This is a genomic window from Pseudomonas sp. P1_F1_2 (assembly GCF_056405815.1).
The window spans coordinates 1-25,655 of sequence record NZ_JBFUBK010000063.1; the positions used below are offsets into that span (position 1 = coordinate 1).

11 protein-coding genes, 1 rRNA gene and 3 pseudogenes are annotated in these 25,655 nt (G+C 59.5%); 5 read left to right on the top strand and 10 right to left on the bottom strand.

What is annotated here, in order from left to right:
• Positions 1-163 precede the first annotated feature (163 nt).
• Positions 164-279, top strand: a 5S ribosomal RNA gene (gene rrf, locus AC1D2P_RS18865).
• 319 nt (positions 280-598) lie between these two features.
• Positions 599-2,479 (top strand): methyl-accepting chemotaxis protein, encoded by a 1,881-nt coding sequence (locus AC1D2P_RS18870; protein WP_109788050.1) that lies wholly within the window; start codon positions 599-601, stop codon positions 2,477-2,479.
• Positions 2,480-2,604: 125 nt separating this feature from the next.
• On the opposite strand, the gene AC1D2P_RS18875 is transcribed toward AC1D2P_RS18870, so the two are convergent.
• The 5 genes from AC1D2P_RS18875 to AC1D2P_RS18895 all read right to left on the bottom strand — a co-directional run bounded on the left by AC1D2P_RS18875 (position 2,605) and on the right by AC1D2P_RS18895 (position 9,615).
• Positions 2,605-3,072 (bottom strand): SRPBCC family protein, encoded by a 468-nt coding sequence (locus AC1D2P_RS18875; protein ID WP_046033196.1) that lies wholly within the window; start codon positions 3,070-3,072, stop codon positions 2,605-2,607.
• Between the two features lie 23 nt (positions 3,073-3,095).
• Complete coding sequence (locus AC1D2P_RS18880) at positions 3,096-6,506, bottom strand: non-ribosomal peptide synthetase (RefSeq protein ID WP_109788051.1); 3,411 nt, start codon at positions 6,504-6,506, stop codon at positions 3,096-3,098.
• Positions 6,507-6,519: 13 nt separating this feature from the next.
• A complete protein-coding gene (locus AC1D2P_RS18885; RefSeq protein WP_223524334.1) occupies positions 6,520-7,449 on the bottom strand; it encodes a diiron oxygenase in 930 nt (309 codons plus the stop codon).
• Positions 7,446-8,222 (bottom strand): DUF3050 domain-containing protein, encoded by a 777-nt coding sequence (locus tag AC1D2P_RS18890; RefSeq protein WP_046033199.1) that lies wholly within the window; start codon positions 8,220-8,222, stop codon positions 7,446-7,448. Before AC1D2P_RS18890 ends, AC1D2P_RS18885 begins: the two co-directional genes overlap by 4 nt.
• Before the next feature lie 682 nt (positions 8,223-8,904).
• Positions 8,905-9,615, bottom strand: a complete 711-nt coding sequence (locus AC1D2P_RS18895; RefSeq protein WP_046033200.1) for a GntR family transcriptional regulator — start codon at positions 9,613-9,615, stop codon at positions 8,905-8,907.
• Between the two features lie 219 nt (positions 9,616-9,834).
• On the opposite strand from AC1D2P_RS18895, the gene lapG reads away from it, so the two are divergent.
• The 3 genes from lapG to AC1D2P_RS18910 all read left to right on the top strand — a co-directional run bounded on the left by lapG (position 9,835) and on the right by AC1D2P_RS18910 (position 13,231).
• Positions 9,835-10,527 carry a cysteine protease LapG gene (gene lapG, locus AC1D2P_RS18900; RefSeq protein WP_109788053.1) on the top strand — a complete coding sequence of 231 codons (693 nt, stop codon included), beginning with the start codon at positions 9,835-9,837 and terminating at the stop codon, positions 10,525-10,527.
• Between the two features lie 14 nt (positions 10,528-10,541).
• Positions 10,542-12,488, top strand: coding sequence for a cyclic di-GMP receptor LapD (gene lapD / locus AC1D2P_RS18905; RefSeq protein WP_046033202.1), 1,947 nt, complete (start codon positions 10,542-10,544; stop codon positions 12,486-12,488).
• 392 nt (positions 12,489-12,880) lie between these two features.
• Complete coding sequence (locus tag AC1D2P_RS18910) at positions 12,881-13,231, top strand: DUF6124 family protein (RefSeq protein ID WP_408980971.1); 351 nt, start codon at positions 12,881-12,883, stop codon at positions 13,229-13,231.
• A 222-nt stretch (positions 13,232-13,453) separates the two neighbouring features.
• On the opposite strand, the gene AC1D2P_RS18915 is transcribed toward AC1D2P_RS18910, so the two are convergent.
• The 5 genes and pseudogenes from AC1D2P_RS18915 to AC1D2P_RS18935 all read right to left on the bottom strand — a co-directional run.
• The gene (locus AC1D2P_RS18915) at positions 13,454-13,792 is read right to left on the bottom strand and encodes a hypothetical protein (RefSeq protein WP_007948790.1); all 339 of its coding nucleotides are present in this window, start codon (positions 13,790-13,792) and stop codon (positions 13,454-13,456) included.
• Between the two features lie 148 nt (positions 13,793-13,940).
• Entirely contained in the window at positions 13,941-16,925 is a 2,985-nt protein-coding gene (locus AC1D2P_RS18920) for a type I secretion C-terminal target domain-containing protein (protein WP_477811542.1), read from the bottom strand.
• Between the two features lie 174 nt (positions 16,926-17,099).
• Positions 17,100-19,328, bottom strand: a pseudogene (locus tag AC1D2P_RS18925) (Ig-like domain-containing protein); the annotation flags it as partial.
• Positions 19,329-19,370: 42 nt separating this feature from the next.
• Positions 19,371-25,001, bottom strand: a pseudogene (locus AC1D2P_RS18930) (immunoglobulin-like domain-containing protein); the annotation flags it as partial.
• Positions 24,978-25,484, bottom strand: a pseudogene (locus AC1D2P_RS18935) (retention module-containing protein); the annotation flags it as partial. The pseudogenes AC1D2P_RS18930 and AC1D2P_RS18935, both read right to left, overlap by 24 nt.
• Positions 25,485-25,655 lie beyond the last annotated feature (171 nt).

Sequence of the window (25,655 nt, forward strand, 5' to 3'; positions counted from 1 at the left end):
AATGCATCGCCGATGGTAGTGTGGGGTTTCCCCATGTGAGAGTAGGTCATCGTCAAGATTAAATTCCGAAACCCCAATTGCGAAAGCAGTTGGGGTTTTGTTTTAGTAGAAGTCACCTATTTTGCTGGCACGTTACGGCTGTAACGGGCTGGTCACAGAATTTCTTGACGACCATAGAGCATTGGAACCACCTGATCCCATCCCGAACTCAGCAGTGAAACGATGCATCGCCGATGGTAGTGTGGGGTTTCCCCATGTGAGAGTAGGTCATCGTCAAGATTAAATTCCAAAACCCCTGTCTGTTAACGCAGACAGGGGTTTTGTCGTTTCAGGACGCCAAAAACCACAGAAACTAAAAAGCCAGCCTCTGGAAATCAGGGACTGGCTTTTCTATTTGTGTCTATTCCCGTTGGTACGCCGTTCGACCGAAGTCCTGGGCATTTCATACAAATTTCTAAGATTTCCCGCTCTGGTGCCGACAGACTGTTGAGACATGCGTGCACCAAAGTAGAGCGGTCGCAGAATGCCGTTTGCGCTGTTACATGGAATGTTGCAACTCGGAACGCATCCCCACTTTCTGCATAAGAAGTCCTATGAAATGAATCTCAAGTTCAGCCATAAAATCTTGTTGGCCGCCTCCGGCGTCGTCGTGCTGGCATTCGCGTTGTTCACTTTGTACAACGACTATTTGCAGCGGAACACCATCCGGCAAAGTCTCGAAACCGCTGTCCAGCAAGCCGGTGATCTGACCGCCAGCAGCGTGCAGAACTGGATGAGTGGCCGGGTGCTGGTTCTGGAGAGCCTTGCGCAAAACGTCGCGCACCAAGGCGCCAGCGCGGACCTTGCGGGCCTGATCGACCAACCGGCTTTCACCTCTAACTTCCAGTTCACTTACGTTGGCCAGGCCAATGGCGTGTTCACGCAGCGTCCTGACGCGAAGATGCCGGACGGCTACGATCCGCGTCAGCGTCCCTGGTACAAACAAGCCGTTGCGGTCGACAAGACCATGCTGACCCCACCTTACATGGCAGCCGTTGGCGGTCTGGTGGTGACCATCGCCATGCCGGTGAAAAAGAATGGCGAGTTGCTTGGTGTAGTCGGCGGTGACCTGAGCCTGGAGACCTTGGTGAAGATCATCAACTCAGTGGACTTCGGTGGTATCGGTCACGCGTTCCTGGTCAGCGCCGACGGCCAGGTGATCGTCAGTCCGGACAAAGACCATGTCATGAAGAACCTGAAGGACATCTACCCGAACGCCGGTGTGCGGATCGAGAAGGGTAATCAGGACGTCACGTTGAACAAGCAGGATCGCATCCTCTCGTTCACCCCGGTGAGTGGTTTGCCGAATGCCCAGTGGTACATCGGTCTGTCGATTGATAAGGACAAGGCCTACGCGCCATTGAGCCAGTTCCGCACCTCGGCATTGATCGCAATGTTCATCGCCGTGACGGCCATTGCAGTGCTGCTGAGCTTGCTGATCAATGTGCTGATGCGTCCGTTGACGACCATGGGCCGCGCGATGCAAGACATCGCTCAGGGTGACGGCGATTTGACCCGACGGCTATCCGTCGAAAGCAACGACGAGTTCGGTGAGCTGGGCGGTTCATTCAATCAGTTTGTGGAACGCATTCACGCCTCGATCAGCGAAGTGTCTTCGGCCACCCGCCAGGTTCATGACCTGTCGCAACGGGTCATGACATCGTCCAACGCCTCGATCATCGGCTCCGACGAGCAAAGCGCTCGCACCAACAGTGTGGCCGCAGCGATTAACCAATTGGGTGCTGCTACGCAGGAAATTGCACGCAACGCTGCTGACGCTTCGCAGCATGCCAGTGGTGCCAGCGAGCAGGCGGACGATGGTCGTCAGGTGGTTGAGCGAACGATTCTGGCGATGACCGAACTGTCGCAGAAAATCAGCCTGTCCTGCACCCAAATCGAAACCCTGAACGCCAGCACCGATAACATCGGGCACATTCTGGATGTGATCAAAGGTATTTCCCAGCAGACTAATTTGCTGGCCCTGAACGCGGCCATCGAGGCGGCCCGTGCCGGTGAAGCGGGTCGTGGTTTTGCGGTGGTGGCGGATGAGGTACGCAACCTGGCGCACCGCACGCAGGAGTCAGCGGAGGAGATCCACAAGATGATCACCTCGCTGCAGATCGGTTCTCGTGAAGCGGTGACCACTATGAACGCCAGTCAGCTCTCCAGTGAACAGAGCGTCGAAGTGGCTAACCAGGCGGGCCTGCGACTGGTCAGCGTGACCCGGCGCATCGGCGAAATCGACGGTATGAACCAATCAGTCGCGGCGGCCACCGAAGAGCAGACCGCCGTGGTGGAAACGCTCAACGTCGACGTCAATCAGATCAACCTGCTGAACCAGCAGAGCGTGGCCAACCTCAATGAAACATTGAAGGATTGCGATGCCTTGTCTCAGCAGGCGAACCGGTTGAAGCAGTTGGTTGATAGCTTCAAGATCTGATTCAAAACCGCGTTATCGTTCAATCGCGGGCAAGTCGCACCGCCGCTCCCACAGGTTTCCGGTGATCCCTGTGGAAGCAGACTTGCCCGCTATGGCGGTAGATCAATCACCACCGAACGAAAGCCCTACGCAAACAACTTCAACACATTGTTCATCGCATCATCGGCAAACCCCTGCACAAAGTCCTTGAAGCCCGGCAGTGCCTCGGCACCTCCCTGCGCCGGCTCGGCGATGATGGTCCAGGTCGCGCGGGACTTGCCCGCGCCCAGGGGCTCAACGCTCATCGCTGCCCACAAATTGGCCACGCCCAACGTGTTGTAGATCGTGGTCCAGGTCATGTTCAACGCGTGGTCATTTCGCGAGTTGAGTTGTTCGACCACGAGGTTGCCGTCCTTGAAGAATTTCTTGCGCAAGGACGACACGCCTTCACCCGTCATTTCGATGTGCGACAGCGCCGGAATGAACCGATCGAAGCCGGCAAAGTTGCCGACGATTGCCCAGACTTCCTTGGCATCGGCCGGCACTTCCACCGAGGACACGACGTGGCAGCCTTGAGGATTTTTGATCAGGGTATCGGGTTGCAGAGTGCTCATGGTTTTGCTCCGTTTGGGTTGAATCAGATGAAGTTGATTTCTTTCAGGTAGTCGCAGCCACGACGCAGCAGCGCCGGGGATTTTTCCGGGTAATGCGCACCCATTTGCCGCACGCCGGCCTGGGCGTTGTCGTGGCCGATCATCGAGATGTCGCCGATGTCTTCTTCAAAGCCGTTGAGGTAAAACCCGAGCACGCCGAACAGAGCGTTGTCGCTGTCGACCCGGTCCAGTTGCTGCTGCCAGTCGGCGACGCTGACCATGGAGAACTCCCGCCCGGCCTCGCGAAAGGACGCCACGTAGTCGTCCCAGCTCAGGGGCTCGGGGTTGTGCAGGTTGAACACCGCTTTTTCAGGCTGATAGCGGCTGGCATGGAAGGCGATGAAGCGGGCGAGAAAATCCACCGGCATCAGGTCGAAATTCAGCGCGAACTCCGGTACACGACCGAGCTGGATCGAGCCTTTGAGCATCAGCATCAAGCGGTTTTTATGCGGCTGGCAGACGCCGGTCAGGCTGTTGAAACTGATGTTGCCGGGGCGATAAAGGTTGACCCGCACCCCACGCTCGCGCGCCCGTTCAAGAATCCGTTCGCCAACCCACTTGGAGAGGTTGTAGCCGTTCTTGATGTAGATCGGCGGGGTCGGCGCGGCGGGTAACTCCAGGACTCGGCCATCGGCGGTAATCGTGCTGGAGGCCGAGAGTGTGGAGACGAAATTGAAAATTTTCTTGCTGCGCCCTTCACACAACCTCAGACACTCGAAAATCGGCTCGACGTTGTCCCGCGCCAGCGACTCGTAATCGAGTACGTGATTGACGTTGGCCGCGTTGTGCACCAGTGCACCAAACTCTTGGTCGAGGCGCTCGTAAACTTCACAGGAAAGCCCCAGGAATGGACGGGCAATGTCCGCTGCGTAAACCCGCACCCGACTCAGGTCCAGATGCTCCAAGCGGTTTTCGCGCAAGGCATGAGCAAAGCGCTCAGCCGCCGTTTGCCCCCCGCCATCGCGCACCAGGCACGCGACTTCCGTTGCGCCCCAACCCAATAGCGCCTCGACAATGTGCACACCGACAAAACTGTTGGCGCCGGTGACGATCACCTTGTGCACATCGCCCATTTTGCTGACCGGCAACGGCTGAATATCCAGCTCACGGAAAGCATCGGCCAGTGCCTTTTCGCTCAGCACTTCTTCAGTACCAGAGCCACGCACCAAGGTCGCCAACTTCGCAATGGTCGGCAGCTCGATGAAGCGATTGATGGAGATGCTGCGACCAAACTCCTCACGTAATCGCAGCAACATGCGCGACAACAGAATCGAGTGGCCGCCCAGATTGAAGAAGCTTTCGTCGGTAGAAATATCGCTGACCGGCAGCTCCAGCAACTCGGCCCAGATCTCCAACAGCAGCCCCTCATCGGCACTGGCCGGCAAACGTCGCGTGGTGTTTTCCAAGACGCTGACCGGCATTGAAAGCAACGCCTTGCGGTCGACTTTGCCGTTGCTGGCGAACGGCATGCTTTGCAATTCGGTCCAGGCGCCGGGTTGCATGTAGTCCGGCAAAAACTGCACCGCGTGAGCCTTCAAGGCTTCGCGAGCGGCTCCGGGTCGGTCTTCCTGAGGCTGTGCGAGGAAAGCCAGAATGCGCCGCTGACTGTCGATGACCACCGCCACCTGGCGGAACAACTGGCTGTCGCGCAGGCAGCGCTCGATCTCTTCCGGTTCAACCCGAAAGCCGCGAATCTTCACCTGGTTATCCCGGCGACCACACAGCTCGACGCCGTCGCCGGTCCACTTCGCCATGTCGCCGGTACGGTAGGCGCGCAGGGTTTGGCCGCCTGACACATTCAGGTTCAGATAGCGCTCAGCGGTTTGCTGCGGGTTGTTCAGATACCCGAGGCAAACCCCCGGACCGATGATGTACAACTCGCCTACCGTGTGGTCGGTGACCGGTTGCAAGTCTTCATCGAGGATCAGCACCTGGCTGTTGGCAATTGGCGCGCCGAGGGTTCGATTGCTGTCACCGGTACGCAACTGTCGCGCGGTAATCAGCACCGTGGCTTCGGTCGGGCCATACAGGTTGTAGAGCTTGCCCTGGCGCGTCAGTTGCTCGATTACCCAGGGTTCGCAAACGTCGCCGCCAGTCATCACATGAGCCAGCACCTGCAACTGATCCAGCGGCAGAATGCTCAACAAGGCCGGTGGCAAAAAACCGTGGCTGAGTTGTCGGTGGCGGATCAGTTCGACCAGTTGCAAGGGGTCACGACGTTGATCGTCACTGGGCACGACCAGTTCGGCGCCCTGAAGCAAGGTCGGGAAAATGTCGATCAGCGATGAGTCGAAACTCAACGAAGAAAACTGCAGCACCCGACTGTGCTCGGTGAGTTGCACGTAGTCGGCATACCACGCCGTGAAATGCGCGAGGTTGGCCTGACTGAGCAGCACGCCTTTGGGATGCCCGGTGGTGCCCGAGGTATAGAGCGCCATGCACGGCGCATCGAGATCGGGTCGGTGGCGCATCAACGGTTGTTCGAGGTCCGCGTCTTCGGCGTTGATACGGCTGATGTCCAGCCCCGGCGTGTCATCGGCAAGTGGATGCTGGCCGTCATGCAGCAACAACACGGCCCCGCCATTGGAAAGAATGTACTGCTGACGTTGCAGAGGATGGCTCGGCTCCAGCGGCAAATACACCGCGCCGCTGCCGAGAATCGCCAGGATCCCCGCATACAGCGCGCTGCATTTGGGCAGGCAGATTGCGACCACCAACGGCCCTTCATGTTGATCGAGCAGTGGTTGCAAACGCTGCTGGATCGCACGGCTGTGCGCGTGCAATTGCCGATAGCTCAGCGTCGTCTCGCCGATCGTCAGCGCGGGGCGCTCGGCCGACTGGTGGAGGCGTTGTTCGAGACGCTCGATCATCGAGATCTGAGCCAGCTTCAGCAGCCAGGATTGCTCGGTCAGGTTGAGCGCGTGGACGAAGGCCAGGTGTTCCAGAAACAGCAGGTTTTCCACCCGCTCAAAATGAGCGGGAGCGGCCGGTTCGGTGTGCAGGAAATAGTCGGCATCGCGGGAGAAGCGGCTGACCAGCAGCGCGACGTGATCCAGCAACTCTGCCATGGCTCGCAGGCGCAATGCCTGGCCATTGCCGCCAGGTTCGTCGGCGATCGGTATGCGAGTGAACAAGGCAGAGTTATACGTGCACAACACGTCCAGCGGCGGCAAACCGCAAACCTGCGATGCGCCGACACCCAGTTGCAGCGTCAGTCGCGGTGTTGCGTCGAAACCGGCAAACGGCAGACTCGCATCGTCGATCAGCAAATCAAACGACGACTGCTCGTTGAGCGCGTCGAACCGCACTAACGAATGACCGTGCTGTTCAAGTTCCAGCGCCAGGTCGGTCAAGGCCTGGCTTTGCCCAATGAGCAAAATGTCGAGACGTCTCATGGTGTTCTCCTCGTTAGACCAGGTAGTCGCAGAGGGCGTCTTGCACGCACGGCGAATCGAGCAGCGAACTGCTGCGGAAAAACCGCACGATGTTGGCGACTAACGGGTGATGACGGTTGATCGGGAAGGCCAGTCCCGAGACTTCGCGCTTGAGTGCCTGACGAGCCGTCTCGCTGATCTGCAAGGACTCGATCAGGCGCAAGTCGAAGGACTTCTGAATGTCGTTGGTCAGGTAATGGCCAATGAACACCGGTAGAATCTGCGCAATGCAATGGCGATCGTCTTCGCTCGCGGTGTGCCAGTAGATGCGCACCAGCCGCGCCCAGAAGCCGGAGTGGCGACCTTCGTCGAGCAAGTGATCGGCCATCAGGCCTTTGATCGACTGCTTGACCGTGTCGTCCTTGGCAAACGCCGCGACATCGCCGGTCACGGTGTTCTCGGCAATGGCCACGCAAATCAATTCGACGGGGCTGCGCAGGCGCTCCGGCGCGAGCGCCACGGCTGCCGGAATGGCTCGACTGAGTTCGATTTCATCTGGCAGCACCATCGGCGCGATGCCGGTCAGGGCGATGGTCTGCTGCATGAAGTCCATGGCGACCAAGGCGTGGTAATCCTCGTCCACCACCACGGTCATGGCGTCGTAACGGCAGGCGAACGGGAACGCCACGGCGAAGCGATTCTTGGCGATGCTGCGAGCGGTCTTGTCGACGATCTCGGTTTCGAAAATCACCACATCATTGATGAACTTGTAGAGCGTCTGCACCAAGGCGAAGTCCCGTTGCTCCGGGCATTCGCGCAGGAAGGTTTCGTTCAGCACCAGCGGTTGGCGACTCAAGGGATAGATCAGCTTGTCGTCGTTTTCCAACATCCGCCGTGGGCGAGTGCGGATCGTCGCGCGGCTCTCCCAGGCGTCGGCGAAGGATTGGTAGTCGGCGGCGTTCATGCGCTCACCTCCGGCAAAGGCTCGCCCATGCTCAGACGCAGGCCGTCCCACAGTGCGATGCGACTTTCTACGGCGGCAATGGCGCTGGCATAGACGTCTTCTTCGCGTTGCGGATTGCCATCGACCAACCGGGCGAGCAGTTTTTCCGCTGCCGGGCCATGGTCTTCGGAGTCGACTTCGATGTGCCGCTCCAGGTAGTAACGGAAGGTCGGCGCTTGTTCGATGCCAATACCCCAATCGTCGAGAATGCGCTGGAACATCTGCGGAATCACACTCTCACGACCATGTAAAAACGCCGCGGCAACACTGTGCCCCGGGGCATGCAACGCCGTGTGCAAGGTGTGCCGCACGAACTGCGCCGCCGCCGGATCAACGTCCACGCTTTGCAACGCGACGTCGTAGCTAACGCCTTCTTGTTGCAACGCGACAAAGCGCTCCACCGCGACCGTACTGGCGCCGACTTCGCGCATCGCATCCAGATACAACTCAAAATGGCTGTAATGACCGTGGGCAGGACGATCATCGGACTCTTCACCCAACACGATTTCATTGATCAGGCGCGCGGCCTGCGGATCTCGTGGCGGTAGCCAGGGCAGTTGAACGCAGGTCAGTTCTTGTTGCAGGCGCTTGGTGAGCGACATGAAATCCCACACGGCAAATACATGGGTTTCCATAAAGCGTTGAAGTACCGACAGCGAATGTATTTCAGAAAAGATCGGGTGCGCACTAAGTTCTGCTTTCTTCTGGTTGAGGCGGTCTTTATTCGGCTTCATGAGCGAACCTATATGTGATCGAAAGTGCGATTAAGGAAGTTTCGGCCAATAAGCCTCTGTCGTTTAAAGTTTTCTGTGGGCGAGCAAAGGCCTCAGGCTAATGGGTCTGTATGAGTGAGTAGTGGTCCGCAGATAAAGGGTTGCAGGCCTGTATTCAGTGCGGCGAACAAAAACTAATACACGAATAAAGTATCCGGCAAGTTATTTTTTAATTAAATTAAAGTTCATATTTTTCGAGTGTGACAAGTTCCGATAAAACTTTGGGTTTAAGTTTTATTTGGACGTAGTTGCTCCTTTCGACTAATGAAAGTCAAAATTCAAATGAAGAGTGAATGCCTCACTCGTAGCAACTTTCTTAGTTAAATCAATGAGGTGACTTTAGAGGGTGGAAGTTGGCCGGGACCAACGCCGGTGCTTCCGTTCCCGTGACAAGACTCCTTCCTTAGGTTCTTGGTGCGGGGACTGTTGCACAGGTGCGCAGCGTCGCCCGTTCATTGGTTGTTGGCAGTCCAAGAGTGAGCGTAAATCACGGCAGCCGCTATCGCTGAGATGTCATCTTCTCAGTGCAATAACGGGGCTTGGGAGGGGGAAATCGAGGGCAAGGCTTTAGCGTGGGGTTCTGCGCCGTCGTGACAAGCGAAAACGAGCAGTTTGATCTGCTCGCTCAACTGGCCAGAACGGTTTACCGGGAGGTTTTCTTGTTCAGCGCTTCAGGGCTGGCGAGGTAGCGTGTAATGACCTCGACACCCCGATTGAGGTGATTCTCGAGCATCGTTACCGCGCGCTCGATGTCGCGGTCTTCCACCGCCAGTAACATCGCTCGGTGATCATCCTGGGACAGTTTGCCCAAGCCCATCGCTTCGAGGTTGAAGCGCAGGAAGCGTTCTTCCTCGTTCAACCCTTCTTCTATCAGACCGAGAAGGCGACGGTTAGGCGCCTTGACGTACAGCGACATGTGGAACAGGCGATTGAGCCGACCGATCTCCGAGTAGTCGTGCTCTGTCTCCATGTCGTCGATATGACGGGCCGCTGCTTCGAAGTCTTCTTTCTCAAGCAGTGGAATCGACAGTCGCAGCGCTTCAGATTCCAACAAAATCCGCAGTGCATAGGTTTCAACCGCATCGCCCTGCACCAGCGGTGCGACGACGGCGCCTTTGTGGGCGACAACGTTGAGCAGCGCCTGGGCTTCGAGCTGGCGCAAGGCTTCGCGCACGGGCATGCGGCTAACCCCGAACAAATCGGCCAGGTCTTGCTGGCGCAATGCAGTGCCGCAAGGGATGCGTCCATCGAGAATCGCCGCGCGCAGCGTTTCTTCGATCACCGAACGTGCAAGGTGGGCGGGAATAGGCCCGCTGACCTTGATGCTGCTGAGAGGGTTGGTCTTTTGTGGCACTACTACGCACCCTATTCGACTGAAATATTTGGATCCAAATGGACACTAGAGACTGCAATGGAGCTTGTCAAACAAGTCAGGTTTTTCAATCGCACTCTTTTTATGTCAATCACAATACAAGTCTAGCGTGCCGTTCGTGATTGCACCGTGCCATTGTCTTTTATCGGGCTAACCTGCACCATCGGCCGAATACCATTTGCCTGATCTGGATGCCTCGCATTGGCGGTACGTTTCGCGATCCCACGGACTTTGCGCTGGCTGTGCTGTGCGCTGCTACTGGCCGGCCTCATGCTGGGCGGCTTGCAGGCCGATTGGGATTTTTCGCTGATCAGCCGCCGTGCGCAAGCCTTATACGGACCGTTAGGTGAAGGGCAGCAACGGATCGATGCCTGGCAGCATTTGCTGGCCACTCAGAAGCAAGTCAGCGAGCAAGAACAGCTCAAAGTGGTCAACCTGTTCTTCAACAAGCAGGTGCGTTACGTCGAGGATATCGATCTGTGGCACGAGGTCGACTATTGGGAAACGCCCATCGAAGCGCTGTGGAAGGGCGCCGGTGATTGCGAAGATTATGCGATTGCCAAGTATTTCAGCCTGCGTCATCTCGGCGTCTCCAGTGACAAGTTACGCATCACCTACGTCAAGGCGTTGCGCCAGAATCGGGCGCACATGGTGTTGACCTACTATTCGAGCCCCGAGGCCATGCCGCTGGTGCTCGACAGCCTGATCAACGAGATAAAACCAGCCAGCCAGCGGACCGATCTGTTACCCGTCTACTCTTTCAATGCCGAAGGTCTGTATTTGCCCGGCGCCAAGGGCAATAAAAAAGTCGGCGACACCAAGCGCCTGTCCCGCTGGCAGGACGTGTTGAAGAAAATGCAGGCCGAAGGTTTCCCGGTCGAAACGACTAACTAGGAGCACGCGCTCAGATGTCTTTGTTCAAACAGCTGTTGATCGCAATCTGTCTGTTCCTGGTCGTCGCCTTCACCGGTAGCTTCATGGTCAGTCTGGAAAGCTCGCGCACGCAGTACGTCAACCAGTTGCGCTCCCACGCCCAGGACGCCGCGACGGCACTGGCGCTGTCCCTGACGCCGAACATCGACGACCCGGCGATGGTCGAGCTGTTGGTGAGCTCGATTTTCGACAGCGGTTACTACGCAAATATTCGCGTGGTCGACCTGAGCAACGACCAAACCATTGTCGAACGCAGCGGGATTCCGGCGGTGAACAACGTGCCGGACTGGTTCGTCAAAATGATCGGCCTTGAAGCCGCGGGCGGCGATGCGATTGTCAGCCGGGGCTGGGAGCAGGCGGCACGGGTCGAGGTGGTCAGCCACCCGATGTTCGCGTTGGCCAAGTTGTGGCAGAGCGCGTTGGGCAGTCTGGGCTGGTTGTTGCTTTGCGGCGCTGTGAGCGCGGCGCTGGGCGCGTTGTTGTTGCGCCGGCAATTGAAGCCGCTGGACTACATGGTCCAGCAATCCCACGCCATCGCCCGCCGCGAGTTCCTCAGCCTGCCGGAACTGCCACGCACCCCGGAACTGCGCCGCGTGGTGCAGGCAATGAACCAGATGGTCGAGAAGCTCAAGGCGCTGTTCCAGGAGCAGGCCGAGCGCAGTGAAAAACTGCGGGTCGAGAGCTATCAGGACAACCTGACCGGGCTGGCCAACCGTCGTTATTTCGAGATGCAATTGAACGCCCGGGTGAGCAACCCGGAGCAGGCCAGTTCGGGATATCTGCTGCTGTTGCGGGTCAAGGACCTGGCCGGATTGAACCAGCGGTTGGGCGGCCAGCGTACCGACCAGTTGTTGAAAGCCGTGGGCGAGCAGTTGTCCCGCGAGTGTGCCAAGTACCCCGAAACCCAAAACCTCGTCACGCGGATTCGCGGCGGTGAGTTCGCTGTGCTGGCGCCGGGGCTGGTGCGTGAAGAAGCGTTGCAACTGGCGCAGAACCTCGACAGTGCCTTGGCGAGCCTGCATGCGACAGGCGCCACCGATGTGGCCTCGGTGGCGTCGATCGGGTTGGCGCCTTTCGTTCATGGCGACTCGCCGCAAGCGGTGCTCGGGCTGGGTGATCAGGCGTTGGCCCAGGCGGAAGCCCAGGGCGAGCCGAGTTGGGCGTGCCTGGATCACAGCGCATCGGCCAGTGTCGGCGATGACCATCATGCGTGGAACAACTTGCTGGACCAGGCGTTGGAGCAGCGGCGGTTCCAGTTGTATTTCCAGCCGGTCGTGGCCAGCCAGGACACCCAGTTGGTGCTGCATTACAAAGTGCTTTCGCGTTTGCTCGACGAACAGGGGCAGACCATTCCCGCCGGGCGCTTCCTGCCATGGCTGGAGCGTTTTGGCTGGACCGCGCGGTTGGATCGACTGATGCTGGAATTGGTGCTTGAGCAGATGGCCGACCACGAAGAGTCGCTGGCGTTGAACCTGTCGTCGGCGACGTTGGGCGATCCGCAGGCGCTGAATAAAATCTTCGAGATTTTGCGCGCCCATTCCAATCTGGGCCCGCGCCTGACGCTGGAAATCGGCGAGGAACAACTGCCAGAGCAAGCGATGCTGGAAGAGCTGACGCGGCGCCTGCGAGAACTCGGCTTCTCCTTGAGCCTGCAGCGCTTTGGCGGCCGCTTCAGCATGATCGGCAACCTGGCGCGGCTTGGCTTGGCCTACTTGAAGATCGATGGCGGTTACATCCGGGCGATCGATCAGGAGAGCGACAAGCGCCTGTTCATCGAAGCGATCCAGCGCGCGGCGCACAGCATCGATTTGCCGCTGATTGCCGAGCGGGTCGAAACCGAAGGGGAGCTGTCGGTAATTCGGGAGATGGGGATTTATGGGGTTCAGGGGCAGTTGTTTGGTGAGCCCAAGCCTTGGCAGTGAGGCTGATGCCCTCATCGTCGGAACGCCGCCCGGAGCCGGCAGATCTTCAGTGAACACAGACTGTGTGAACGACCAAAATCTCTGTAGGAGCCGAGCTTGCTCGCGATGGCGTCCGTGCAGTCACCGGAAAATCTGAAGGCAAATTCCTAGGAGATTTCCTTCGAGTTGCGTCGGTTTTGGTGAACTTGTTCCGGGTAATGGGCAGGTCTAGTCTGGCCTTGTCACTGAAAATTCGGTGACACGGACGTGCAAGTCCGACCAAACTGTTTAGGTTGCGTATTGCCATATCTCACGATGAGCATTTGTATGCTCGCTGCTTTATGGCGGCTGCGCGCAGGAGATCTTCGGATCTGCTGGGTGTCCTAAACAGTCCCGGTCTTGCACACCTGCGCATGGCCGCCACCCTATTCGCGTGCAAGCGAACGGTGACGGTCTCAACTGACTGTTTAGGAGTTTTTCTTATGTTCAAAGTAACGCCCAATCCGCCTTCTCCCCGCAGAGGCCATCTCTTCACCGTCTCCCCCGACATCCCCACCGAAGCCCTTCTCGCCAACGCCTCCGAAGACCTGCGCTCCATCAGCGCCATCGCCGCCGATCTTGCAGACGATGTAGAAGACTCACGCCGCTGTGTCGCGCTGGGGCTTAGCCGGATAGCCGATGGGGTTCATTTATTGGTGGAGCGGGCGCTGGATCACCTTGAATCGCCAGAGTTGGCGCCGGGTTCGGAAGGATTGCCAGGCTAGTTCTTGATCGTTCCCACGCTCTGCGTGGGAACGCAGCCCGTGACGCTCTGCGTCACATCGGTGCCAGGCGCAATGCCGGTGGCGAGGCTGGAACCGGAACGCGGAGCGTCCCTTGAGGCATTCCCACGCGGAGCGTGGGAACGATCTGGAACGACCGAAATCCCTGTAGGAGCCGAGCTTGCTCGCGAAGGCGCCAGAACAGACACCAAAAAAGGCGGGGCCTTAGATCAACCCCGTCTCTTCATCATCAATCAAATGGCTCAACCCGCCCAAGGCTTCACGGGCCTGGGTCCGGTCCATCAACTTGGCCTGTGCCGCTGGCGGCAGGTCGGTGACGCGGATCACGCCTTTGCTGGTCAGCACCTGGATCAAGTCGTCGAGTACCCGGATCATTTCCAGGTCGCTCTGCTTGAGCTGTTTGAGGCTGGTCTCCATCACTTCGTTGGCATACCAGGCCTGGATTTCATGGTGGTCAGCCGGCAGCGTTTCCGTGGCCTCGGCGTAGGCCGCGGCTTCCACGCGCACTAACTGGCCTTGCGCATCGCGTTGCACGTAGAACATTGAGCATCCCTCAGAAATGGACCAGCGTCATGCTGTCAGCAGCATAGGCCAACTGGACGCGAGTATGCGGTGCGGCGACGAAATCGTCACCGTGGTGAAGGTCGCAAACGTGACGGCGGCCCCATAAGGGCGGCCGTTTTTCGTTTGATCAGCTGTTGTTGTGGTCGATTTTGATGGTCGGGTCGCTRCCGGCAATCAACGAGTTGATGTTGGCGCTGGACCAGTTGTTGCCTTCGAGCTTGATCGTCACGTCCGGTGTCGCGGCTGCCGCGTCGCCGGAGTTGAACTTGCCGCCCGAGCTGACTTGCAGCGACGACACGCCATCGACGGTGCTGATTTTCAGGAAGTTGTCGATGGTGCTGCCGCTCTCGCCCTGCAACAGATCACCCAGGTCAATGCGGTCACCTTCGCTGGCCTTGAAGTCCTTGATCACGTCATTACCGGTGTCGCCAGACTTCCACACGAAGGTGTCGCCACCCGAACCGCCAATCAGGATGTCGTTGCCCTGGCCGCCCATCAGCGAGTCGTTGCCAGTGCCGCCGAGCAGGATGTCGTTACCCTTGCCGCCGTCGAGGCTGTCGTTGCCCCCCGAGCCGAAGAGGATGTCGTTACCCGCGCCGCCCAACAATGTGTCGCTGCCGTCATGGGCGCCGGACACATCAAACGCGGTGTAGTGCTCGGTGATGAACTGGTGCACGTTGCTGGTGGTGACTTTGCTGACGTCGACGCCGGTCTGCTGGGCAACGAACGCCTGCATCGCCTGATAACCCTCGCCGGCAACGCCGTTGAAGCTCACGAGGTCGCCGAACAGGATGTCATTGCCGTCACCGCCATTGACCGTGTCGGAACCTGGTTGTGTCGCTTCGGTGTGACCGATGATCGAGTTGGCCAGGTTACTCGGATCAATGTTGGTTTGCGGCGCATGGTCCGAGTCGTACGGTTTCAGGTCGGTAAGGGTGACACCCTTGTTCAGACCAATGGCTTCAACGTTGGACACATTGCTCAGCAGCGCGAAGCTGGAGGTGGAGTTATCGACGAGGGTCTGTGTATTGCCGCTGTCCGTCAGGGTCGACAACTCGTAAGTACCATCGCCCTGCGCGTGAATGGTGCCCACGTCGCTGGCTTTCCAGTTCTTGGAGCCTACCAAGGTGTACAGCGTCGCAAACCCGTCACTGTCGATGGTCAGTTTGTGAGTACTGTCGATTGTCGTGGAGAAGGTATCGCCCGGCTTGTAATTGCTGGTTTTCACCACGTCATCGAGCTTCACGCTGCCGTACAGCGTCGGGTTGGGCTGCTCGCCCGTCTGGTAGTAGTTCGGCTGGCCGTCGGTGATGAAGTACGTGAGGTTCTTCGCCCCGGTGTTGGCCACGGCGGCGGCGCTCTGGAACCAGTTGGCCGTGGTTTTGAATACATCTTCGTAGTTGGTCACGCCGCCGGACGACATCGAGTCCAGTACCGATTTGAGCAAGGTCAGGGCATCCGGATTTTTCAGGTCGACCGATACCGATCTGTTGACCTGGGTATCGAAGTCCACCAGGAAGATGTTCACCGTTCCTGAGTTGCCGCCCATGCTCTGCTTGAGGGTGTTGAACACCGACGTCAGCGAGTCTTTGGCGGCGTTGATCGACGACGAACTCATGCTGCCCGAACTGTCGACCATGAACGCGATGTTGTAGTTGGTGCCTGGGACCACGGTCAGGCCGCCGATGTCGGCGACTATGATGTCGTTGCCGCCGGTGCCGGTGATGGTGTCACTGCCGGACGTTGCGGTAATGGCGTTGTAGGTCGCCGGATTAATCGTGATCGGAATCTGGGTCGTACTGGTGGCGGAACCACCCTGGCTCTCGGTCGAGACGGCCGTAAATGTCAGCGTGTTGGTGCCGGTGGCATACGGTGCCGGGGTGTAGCTCAACTTGCTCATATCCCAACCGCTGAGGTTGTCGATGGCACCGTTAGCGGTTGTGCTGGTGAAGGTGTGCGTGCCGTCGGTCAGCGTCGCGCCAGCCGGGATGCCGCCGATCTTGGTGATGGTCTGGATTTCAGAGCCATCTTTGTCTGCCGACGTTACAGTCAAGCCCAGCGCAATGCTGCCATTCTCGGCCACTTGGGTGGTGGTGGCGGACACGGTCGGTGTATCCGCGACCGGGGTCACACTAATGTCCAGCGTGGTGCTTGAGCCGGTGTTGGTGGTGTAGGTCACCGTCGGCACCTTGCCGCTCCAATTGTCGGCCGGGGTAAAGCTGTACTCACCGTTGGCACCGATGGTCAGCTTGCCAACGTTCGCGAGGTTGGCAGTCCCCCCTGCGGTGTACTCGGTGCCACCCACCGTGAACTTGGCCACGGTCAGGACGTTATCCACATCGCGGTCATTGGTCAGTACGTTACCGGTGGCGACCTTGTCCTCGAGGACGGTATTGAGGTCGGCAGTCAGCATACTAGGGTCGTCGACCGGCGCGACGTGCACCACCAGTGGCACCGAGGTGCTGGCGGGTGCAGCATCGCCGTCTTTGGCGATGGCCGTTACGGTCAGGTTGATGTCGCCATTGAAGTTCGCCGGCGGTGTCAGTTTAAGCGTGGACAGGTTCCAACCCGTGATGTCCACCGAGGTCTTACCATCGACAGCGCTGAAGGTGTGGCTTCCCGTACCGTCGGTGAGTGTGGAACCTGCAGGCAAGTTGCTCAGTGTGATGGACTTGAGTGTTTCCGAACCATCGACGTCAGTGGTCTTGGCGACGATGGTGGACAACAGGATCGCGTTGTCTTCCAGGCCCGAGTTGAGCATCTGAGTGACGTTGATGTTGTCCAGAACGCCGCCCAGACTGTTGCTGTCCCCGGCGCGGAACTCGAGTTTCTGGGTGCCATCGACAGTGACCGGAATGTCAAAGCTGTAATGCTGCATGCCGGGGGTCGCGGTGTTCAGGGTGCCAATGAGTTGGCTTCCCCAGTACACGTTGATGAGCGAATCAGCCACACCCGCACGCGGTGCATAGTCGAACGATACGTTATAGGTGGTGCCGGCCTTGGCAGCGATCTCGGTGTAGAGATTGCTGGCATCGCCCGCATTACGTTCCAGTTCGATGACCTGGTTATCACCACCCGCACCGTAAACGCTGGCCTTGCCGATTTCGACCATGCCACCGTTGTTGTCTGTGTGCCATGCGCCGTTGCCGAGCTGGCTGACATTGACGTCGCCATAGGTGTTCAGCGCTACTTCCTGGAGGTCAGTCGAGATGACTGTCCCGCCACCGGTCAGCGTCAGGCTCGGGGTATCGGTTACGGGGGCGACTACGATGGTGCCGGTCGCCGAAGACGCAGAAGGCAGGCCACCGTCGTCGGTCGCTTTGTAAGTGAAGCTGGTGGTGCCACTCCAGTCGGCGGTGGGCTTGAAGTAAACCGTTGCGCCGTTGCCGGTGGCGGCGATCACGCTGCTGGTGGTCAACGCAATGGTCCCGGCGGCGTCCGCGTAAAAACTGCCCTTGGCTGTCAAGCTGGTCAGGGTGAAGTGATCGATGTTGCCGTCAATGTCATTGCCGCCGAGCTGCACGGCGATCAAATGATCTTCATCACCTTGGGCGAAAGTGGAATTGACGGTCGGCGCGTCGTTGACCGGCGTGACGGTGATGTTGAGCGTGCTGGTGGAGCCAGTGTTAGTGGCGTAGGTGATGGTCGGCGCGGTGCCGTTCCAGTTTTGCGCAGGGGTGAAGGTGTAGTCGCCGTTGGCGCCGATAGTCACCTTGCCGATCCCGTCAATTGGCGCGCTTTGACCCGCGTTAAAGACACCGGTGACACCTTGTACGGTGAATGTCGCGACACTCAGCGTGTTGTCGACATCGTGGTCATTTTCGAGCACGTTGCCTGTGGCTGCGTGGTCTTCAGTGACCGTGCTGGTGTCCTGGATCAGGACGCTCGGGTCATCGACCGGGGCCACGTGTATCACCAGTGGCACCGAGGTGCTGGCTGGAGCGGCAGTGCCGTCCTGGGCGGTGGCCGTTACGGTCAGGTTGATGTCGCCATTGAAGTTCGTCGGCGGTGTCAGTTTGAGCGTGGCCAGGTTCCAGCCGGTGACATTGGCTTCGCCGAAGGTTCCGGTGCCGTTCATGGTGAAGGTGTGGCCCGGCGCGCCATCGGTGAGGACCGAGCCTGCCGGGATGCCGCTGATTTTCACGCTCAGGCTTTCGGAACCGTCGGTGTCGGTCAGTGCTGCCTTGATTGCAGACAGTTGAATGCTGGTGTCTTCGGCACCCGCATTGAACGTGTAACCGTCGTAGTAGCCTTCGCCATTGCTGCCGTGCAGGTCGGAAACCGTCAAGCCGGCGTGGGTAAGGTCGGCAACGCCGGTATACAGCGCAACGCCAGCGCTGCCCAGGTCGATCGCCGGGCTGCCGTTGACCGACAGGTTGACGTCATAGTTGCCCGGGCCGTTCTGGTTGTGATGGTAGATGTCCAGCGTGTAGTAACCACTGGTGCTCGGGGTGAACGAGCCGTTCAGGTTGGCCCCCGCGCCCCACGTTGTGGCTGCGACGTTCTTGCCGCCAATGGTCACTAGCAAGCTGTCATCGCCGGTGCCGCTGAAGGTGTAGGTCTTGCCGGCTTCGAGGTAAATCAGGCCCGACGTTTTCGACGCGGTGCCAGCCGCCACATCGCCACTCGATTGCACGTTGCTGACGGTGCTGCTGGAGTTCGGTGAACCCGCGCCGTCGATGACACTTTTCAGCGTGCTTGTAGCCGCGCCGTTGCCATCGGTGCCCAGGCCCGACAAGCCGGTCCAGACCTCTTTGATCAGGCCCGTGGAGGTGACGGTGTTGCTGTCGACAGTGAGGGTCGGCGTGTCCGACACCGGCGTGATGTCGATTTTCACCGTCGCTTCAGTGCCGTGGTTGAAACCGTCGGTAGGCGTGAATTTGATCTGCGCGTAATCCGCCGCTTTGTTGCCTACACCCGTTCCGCCATAACCGTCGGTGCCCGATTCATTGGCGGCGGGCACAAAGGTCAGTTTGCCCAGCGCGATATCGGCCTGGCTGATGGTCTGGCCCAAGGTGACCTGCACGCCGTTGAACAGCAGGGTGCCACCGCCCGATACCTGGGTGATGGTAATGCCGAGCGGGCTGTCATTATCGACGTCGGTGACGTGAAAGTTGTCCCAGGCCAAGGTGATGGCCGTATCTTCGACACCGGTGACAGCGCCGCCGACTGCCACTGGGGCGTGGTCGTGGTCGGTGATGTTGGTGCTGACATCTTGGTGGGCCGAGTCGATAACCAGGTTTTCAAAGTTACCGCCGCTGACCGAGTCAATGGCGATCTTGAAGTTCTCGGTGCCTTCGGCCAGCTTGTCATGAAGGGTGTTGATATCGAAACCGACGCTGTTGCTGTTGGCCGGAATCTTGACGTTGACCACACCGGTGTAGTCCACGCCATTGGTCGCGGTGCCGCTGTATTTCAGGGTGACTGTCACTTCAGTCTGAGCGGTGTTGCTCAGCGTTAGCGTGTAATGCGCAGCGTGGCCTTCATCCACCGACGTCGTGCCGCTGATACCCACGGTGGTCTGATCACCCTGACCCGAAGGCTCGTCGGTGACGGTGGTGGTCAACTGAGTTTTATCCAGCGTCGGCCCGAACTTCTCGTTGCCACCGGAGACAGTTTCCAGCTTATTGACCAGCGAAGGCTGACCACCGTTGTACACATCGTCGTGGGCGACCACGGTTGCGGAACCGCTGGTGCTGTTGGCCGGAACGGTAATGATGGTGCCGTCAGTCAACTTGAAGGTCAGCGCATCGTGGTTATCGATGGCGATCCCGTCTTTGTTGGCCAGGGTCACGGTGTACGTGATCTGGCCACCTTCGGCCACGGTGGATTTATCCACGGTGAGGGTCGCAACCACTTCGCTGACGGAGGCCGTCGGGTAAACCGTGACCGGGATCGTCGCGGTACTTGGCGCCGAACCGCCGAGGGTCTCGGTGGACGTTGAGGTCACGGTCAGGTTGAACTGGCCGTTGTAGTTCGCCGACGGGGTCACGGTCAGGGTGCCGAGGTTCCAGCCAGTGACGTTGGCTTCGCCGGAGGTCGCGGTCGCGGTGAAGGTGTGGCCGGCGCCATCGGTGAGGACCGAGCCGGCCGGAATGCCGCTGATCTTCACGCTGAGGGTTTCGGAGCCGTCGGTGTCGGTCAGTGCCGTGTTGATGGCGGACAGGTGAACGCTGGTCCCCTGCGCGCCTTCGTTGAGTTTGTAGCCGTCGTAGTAGCCTTCACCCTTGCTGCCGTGCAGGTCGGAAACCGTCACGCCGGCATGGGTAAGGTCGGTAACACCGGTGTAGAGCGGCACGCCAGCGCTGCTCAGGTCGATCGCCGGACTGCCGTTGACCGACAGGTTGACGTCGTAGTTGCCCGGGCCATTCTGGTTATGGTGGTAGATGTCCAGCGTGTAGTAGCCACTGGCAGACGGTGTGAACGAACCGTTCAGGTTGGCCCCGGCGCCCCATGTAGTGGCCGCGATGTTCTTGCCACCAATGGTCACCAGCAGGCTGTCATCGCCAGTGCCGCTGAAGGTGTAGGTCTTACCGGCTTCGAGATAGATCAGGCCGGAAGTTTTCGACGCCGTGCCTTGGGCCACATCACCGCCGGATTGCACGTTACTGACGGTGCTGCTGGAATTCGGTGTGCCTGCAGCATCGATGACACTTTTCAGCGTGCCCGTAGCCGCGCCGCTGCCATCGGTGCCGAGGCCCGACAGGCCGGTCCAGACCTCTTTGATCAACCCCGTCGAGGCAACGTTGTTGCCGGTGACGTTCAGCGTTGGTGCGTCAGCCACCGGGGTGATGTCGACTTTCAAGGTCGCTTCAGTGCCCTGGTTGAAGCCGTCGGTAGGTTTGAACTGAATCTGCGCGTAGTCCAACGCCTTGTTGCCAACGCTGGTACCGCCATAACCGTCGGCGCCTGATTCATTGGCGGCGGGTACAAAGGTCAGTTTGCCCAGCGCGATATCCGCCTGGCTGATGGTCTGGCCCAAGATGACCTGCACGCCATTGAACAGCAGGGTGCCACCGCCCGATACCTGAGTGATGGTGATGCCGAGCGGGCTGTCGTTATCGACGTCGGTGACCTTGAAATCGTTCCAGCTCAGGGTGATGGTCGAGTCTTCGAGGCCGGTGACAGCGCCACCGATGGACACTGGCGCGTGGTCGTTGTCGAGGAGGGTGACGCTGGTCTTGTCGGTACTCAGTACCAGGTTTTCGAAGGTGTTGGTGCCCGAAACGCCCGTTAGTTGATTGACCACTGTCACCGGCTGGTTGATGACGTGGTTGTCCTGGGTGGTCACCACGGTGTTGCCGCTGGTTTGGTTGGCCGCCACTTTGACCACGGTGCCGTCAGTCAAAGTAAAGGTCAGGTCACCGTGATTATTGACCGGCAAGCCATCGGCGTTGGTCAGGGTCACGGTGTAAGTGATCTTGCCGCCTTCGGTGACGCTGGCGTTATCCACCGTCAGCTTGGCGACCACGTCGTTGATGCTGTCAGTGATGTTCGTGGTGACCAGGGACTTGTCCGGCACCAGGCTTTCAAACTTGCCGCCGCTGACTTGGTCGATGCTGGCGGTGACTTTGCCGGCATCCAGGTAGACGTCGTTTTTCGGTGCGTCCACGCTGACGTGGCCAGACACCGCATCCTTGAGGATGGTGATGATCGCGCCGTTGCTCAGCTTCACAGTCATGTCGCTGCCAGCGGCATGGGACAAGGTCGCGGTGTAGACGATCTGCCCGCCTTCCTGCACCGAACCGCTGGCGCTGAGGGTCAGGTTGGTGGTGTCGGCGGTGTCAGTGACTTTGGTGACGACGGCCGAGCGGTCGGTGTCGAGTTTTTCGAAATTGCCGCCAGTGCTGTTCGCGATGGCTGCGCGCACGTCCGGTGCGCCGGTGTAGATGTCATTCGGCACGGTGTACGGCACCGAACCGCTGGATTCGCCGGCCTTGATGTTGATCACCAGGCCATTGTTCAGCGTCACGGTCATTGCCGTGTCGGCCGGGTGGCTCAGGGTGGCGGTGTAGATGATCTGGCCACCTTCGCCGACGGTGCTCACGTCTGCGCTGAGCTTCAGCGTCGTGGTGTCGATGGTGTCATTGACGGTGGTGGTGTGCGTGGTCTGGCTGACGTCGAGCTTCTCGAAATTGCCGCCGCTGGTGCTGGCGATGCCGACGGTGATCTTGCTGCCGTCCTTGTAGACGTCATCGCCCGGCGCCGAAACGGTGATGGAACCCGACTTGTCGCCAGCCTTGACCACGACGCTCTCGCCGTTGCTCAACTTGACCGTCATGTCAGTGCCGGCGGCGTTGCTGAGGTTGACGGTATAGGTGATGGTGCCGCCCTCGACCACATAGTTGCTGGCGGTCATGGTCACCTTGGTGGTGTCCACGGTATCGCTGATGGCGGTCGAGGTCGGGGTTTTGTCGGCGACCAGATTCTCGTAGTTGCCACCGGTCACTTTGGTAATGGCGTTGGTCAATGGATCGTGGCCGACCAGCACATCGTTCGGGGCTTTGACGGTGATCGAGGCACTGCTTTCACCGACCGCGATAGTGATTTTTTCACCGTTGGCCAAAGTGACGACCACGGCCTGGCCAGTGACCGGCGCAGTGACGGACGCGGTGTACACGACGTTGCCGCCTTCGGCCGTGTGCGCCGTGGCGGTCAGGGATACGGTGCTGTTGTTGATGGTGTCGGTCACGTCGGTGACGGCTGGTGTCTTGTCGACCACCAGGTTTTCGAAGTTGCCCCCGGTGGTTTTGGTGATGCTGGCGTCGACTTTGCCGGCGTCCTTGTATACATCATCCTTGGGCGCGGCGAAATTCACCGAGCCGGTGGTGGCGCCCTTCGCAATGTTGATCACGGCGCCGTTGCTGAGCGTCACACTCATAGCGGAACCCGCGGCATTCGTCAGGGTCGCGGTGTAGATAATCGAGCCGCCCTCGGCGACCGAACCGGTGGCGCTCAGTGTCAGGCCGGTGGTGTCTTTCGTATCGGCAACGGTGGTGACCGCTGGCGCGTAATTGACCGCGACGTTTTCGAAGTTGCCACCGCTTTGGCCGACAATGATCGCCGCGACTTTGCCGCCATCGACGTACGGCGTGTCAGCCGGTGCAGCGACGATGACCGAACCGCTGGCAGCGCCAGCGGCGATCTGTATGACCGCGCCGTTGCTCAACTTCACGGTCATGGCCGTGTCTGTCGGATTGCTCAGGGTTGCGGTGTAAGTGATCTGGCCACCTTCGCTGACGGTGTGGCTCGCCGACAGCGACAGCGACGTCGTGTTGATGGTGTCAAGGACGATGGTCGTGACGGACCCCTTGCTGACGTCGAGCTTCTCGAAGTTGCCGCCGCTGGCGTCGGTCACCTTCACGGTGAGCAAGGCCGGGTCCCTGTAGACATCGTCGGCAGGCGCCGCGATGGTCACCGAGCCTTTGGTCTGGCCGGCGGCAATGGTGATGGTCTCGCCGTTGCTCAGCTTGATGGTCACCGGGGTTTGCGCGGCATTGGTCAGGGTGGCGGTGTAGGTGATGTGCGAGCCTTCGAGCACCGCTATGTCAGCACTGAGGGTCAGGCGTGTGGTGTTGGTGGTATCAGCCACGTTGGTCACGGCCGGGGCCGGATCCTTGACCAGGTTTTCGAAGTTGCCACCCGCGGCATCCTTGATGGTGACTTCCACTTTGCCAGCGTCTTTATAGACGTCATCTTTCGGCGCATCGACCTTCACGGTGCCGGTGGTTTTACCGGCATCGATGGTGATGGTCGCGCCGTTGCTCAAAGTCACGGTCACTGGCGTGCCGGCAGGGTTGGTCAGGGTCGCGGTGTATACAATCGAGCCACCCTCGTTGACGTTGCCGGTAGCGGTCAGCGATACGGTGGTGGTGTCGATGGTGTCGGTCACGCTGGTGCTGACCGGTGTCTTGTCGGCGACCAGATTTTCGTAATTGCCACCGCTGACGTTGGTGATCGAGTTGGTGACCGGTGCGTGACCATTGACCACATCGTTCGAGACCACGGCATTGACGGTGCCGCTGCTTTTACCAATGTCGATGGTGATGGTCTGACCGTTGGCCAGGGTCACGATCACGGGCGAACCGGTGACCGGAGCACCGACCGATGCGGTGTAAACCACAGTTCCGCCCTCGGCCACGCTGCTGGTGGCGGTCAGGGTGACGGTCGAAGTGTCGAGGGTGTCGGTGACGCTGGTGACCGCGGCCGCCGGGTCTTTGACCAGATTTTCGAAGTTGCCGCCGGTGGCGTCCTTGATGGTCACTTCGACTTTGCCAGCGTCTTTGTAGACATCATCAGCTGGCGCCGGGACGCTCACGCTGCCCGTGGTCGCGCCCGCTGCGATGGTAATGACCGCGCCGTTGTTCAAGGTCACGGTGACTGGCGTGCCGGCCGGATTGGTCAGGGTCGCGGTGTACAGAATCTGGCCGCCTTCGGCCACTTCGGAGGACGCCGACAGGCTGAGGCCTGTGTCGTCCCTGGAGTCGGTGATGGTGGTCACGGCCGGTGTCGTACTCGACACCAGGTTCTCGAAGTTGCCGCCCGTGGCGCCGGTAATCGTGGTGGTGACGGTGCTGCCATTGTTATAGACGTCGTTGGCGGCGGTAGGCACGTTGACAGTGCCCGTGGTGTTGCCGGCGTCGATGGTGATGGTCGAGCCGTTGGACAGGGTGATGGTCACCGGGGTCTGAGCCGGGTTGGTCAGGGTCGCGGTGTACGTGATCACGCCGCCTTCGGTCACGCTGGCGGCAGCGCTCAGGGTGACGGTGGTGGTGTCGACGGTGTCGGTGACCTGGGTCACGGCTGGCGTTGTCGGCGGGGTGACGATGATGCCGTTGCCGCCTGTGGTGCCGGTAACGGTCACGTCGATCCGGGTCGGGTCGTTATAAACGGTGTCGTTCGGCGCGAATGGCACGTTGACGGTGCCCGTCAATTGGCCGGCCGGGATGACGATCACTGCGCCGTTGGACAAGGTGATGGTCAGGTCGGTCAGCGGCGCCTGGGTCAGGGTCGCGGTGTAAACCAGTACGCCGCCGGCCTCGGTGATGGTCGGCGTGGCGCTCAGGCTCAGGGTCGACTCACGTTGCAGGTTCGGGTTGGTGTCGGCTGTCTGGCCGCCGAAGGTGTCCTGTGCAGCCAAAGCCGCGGTGCCAAAGCCTGCGGTCGGGAAACCAATGGTCGGGTCCACCCGGCCAGCGGTTGCATCCAGCATCACGAAACTGTGGCCCCCACCTGCCGCGCCGCCCGTGCCGGCAGCGGTAGGGCCGGCGGCGGTGGCTTCGAGGTCGGTGGTCGGGTCGGCACCGGCCACGATGGCTTGTTGCAGTTCGTCAACCGACGGTGCGGCTTGAGCGGTCGCTTGCGCAAGGTCGGCGCCGGAGTCTGGCTGGCTGCCGCTCCACTGGGTATCGCGGCCCAGGTCCAGGGTCCGGCCATCAGCCAGTTCGAGCGTTACGGCACCCGATGCGCCAGTGTCTATCTGATCGCCAACCAACAGCCGATCGCCTTCAACGAGTACACGACGGACGCCCTCAGGGGACACCGCGAAAACTTGACCAACAATGCTTTTGACGATGGCAACAACACTGCTCATTGAAGACTCTCCGGGTAACGCATTCAGTTGACTTCCATGACCTGCCGGCTCTTTTGCCTGACCAGTCCTGGCGTACATTGAAACAGGGTAGACGCAACTTTGACGCGGCTATTCGTCAATAAACCGTCTATGTTTTTTCGCTATTAACTATATGCCAAACTATTGACCTTGCAGTTGTCATCCTAAACACTCGACCCCGTAATGTCACATTGATATTTGCCTGCGGAGTTGTCCTGCCGAGTGTGATCC

Coding starts and splice junctions, on each gene's coding strand:
- AC1D2P_RS18875 (WP_046033196.1), bottom strand. CDS start 3,072: ATGAGCACTCTGCAACCCGATACCCTGATCAAAAATCCTCAAGGCTGC.
- lapD (WP_046033202.1), top strand. CDS start 10,542: ATGTCTTTGTTCAAACAGCTGTTGATCGCAATCTGTCTGTTCCTGGTC.
- AC1D2P_RS18880 (WP_109788051.1), bottom strand. CDS start 6,506: ATGAGACGTCTCGACATTTTGCTCATTGGGCAAAGCCAGGCCTTGACC.
- AC1D2P_RS18870 (WP_109788050.1), top strand. CDS start 599: ATGAATCTCAAGTTCAGCCATAAAATCTTGTTGGCCGCCTCCGGCGTC.
- AC1D2P_RS18915 (WP_007948790.1), bottom strand. CDS start 13,792: ATGTTCTACGTGCAACGCGATGCGCAAGGCCAGTTAGTGCGCGTGGAA.
- AC1D2P_RS18885 (WP_223524334.1), bottom strand. CDS start 7,449: ATGAACGCCGCCGACTACCAATCCTTCGCCGACGCCTGGGAGAGCCGC.
- AC1D2P_RS18910 (WP_408980971.1), top strand. CDS start 12,881: ATGGCCGCCACCCTATTCGCGTGCAAGCGAACGGTGACGGTCTCAACT.
- AC1D2P_RS18890 (WP_046033199.1), bottom strand. CDS start 8,222: ATGAAGCCGAATAAAGACCGCCTCAACCAGAAGAAAGCAGAACTTAGT.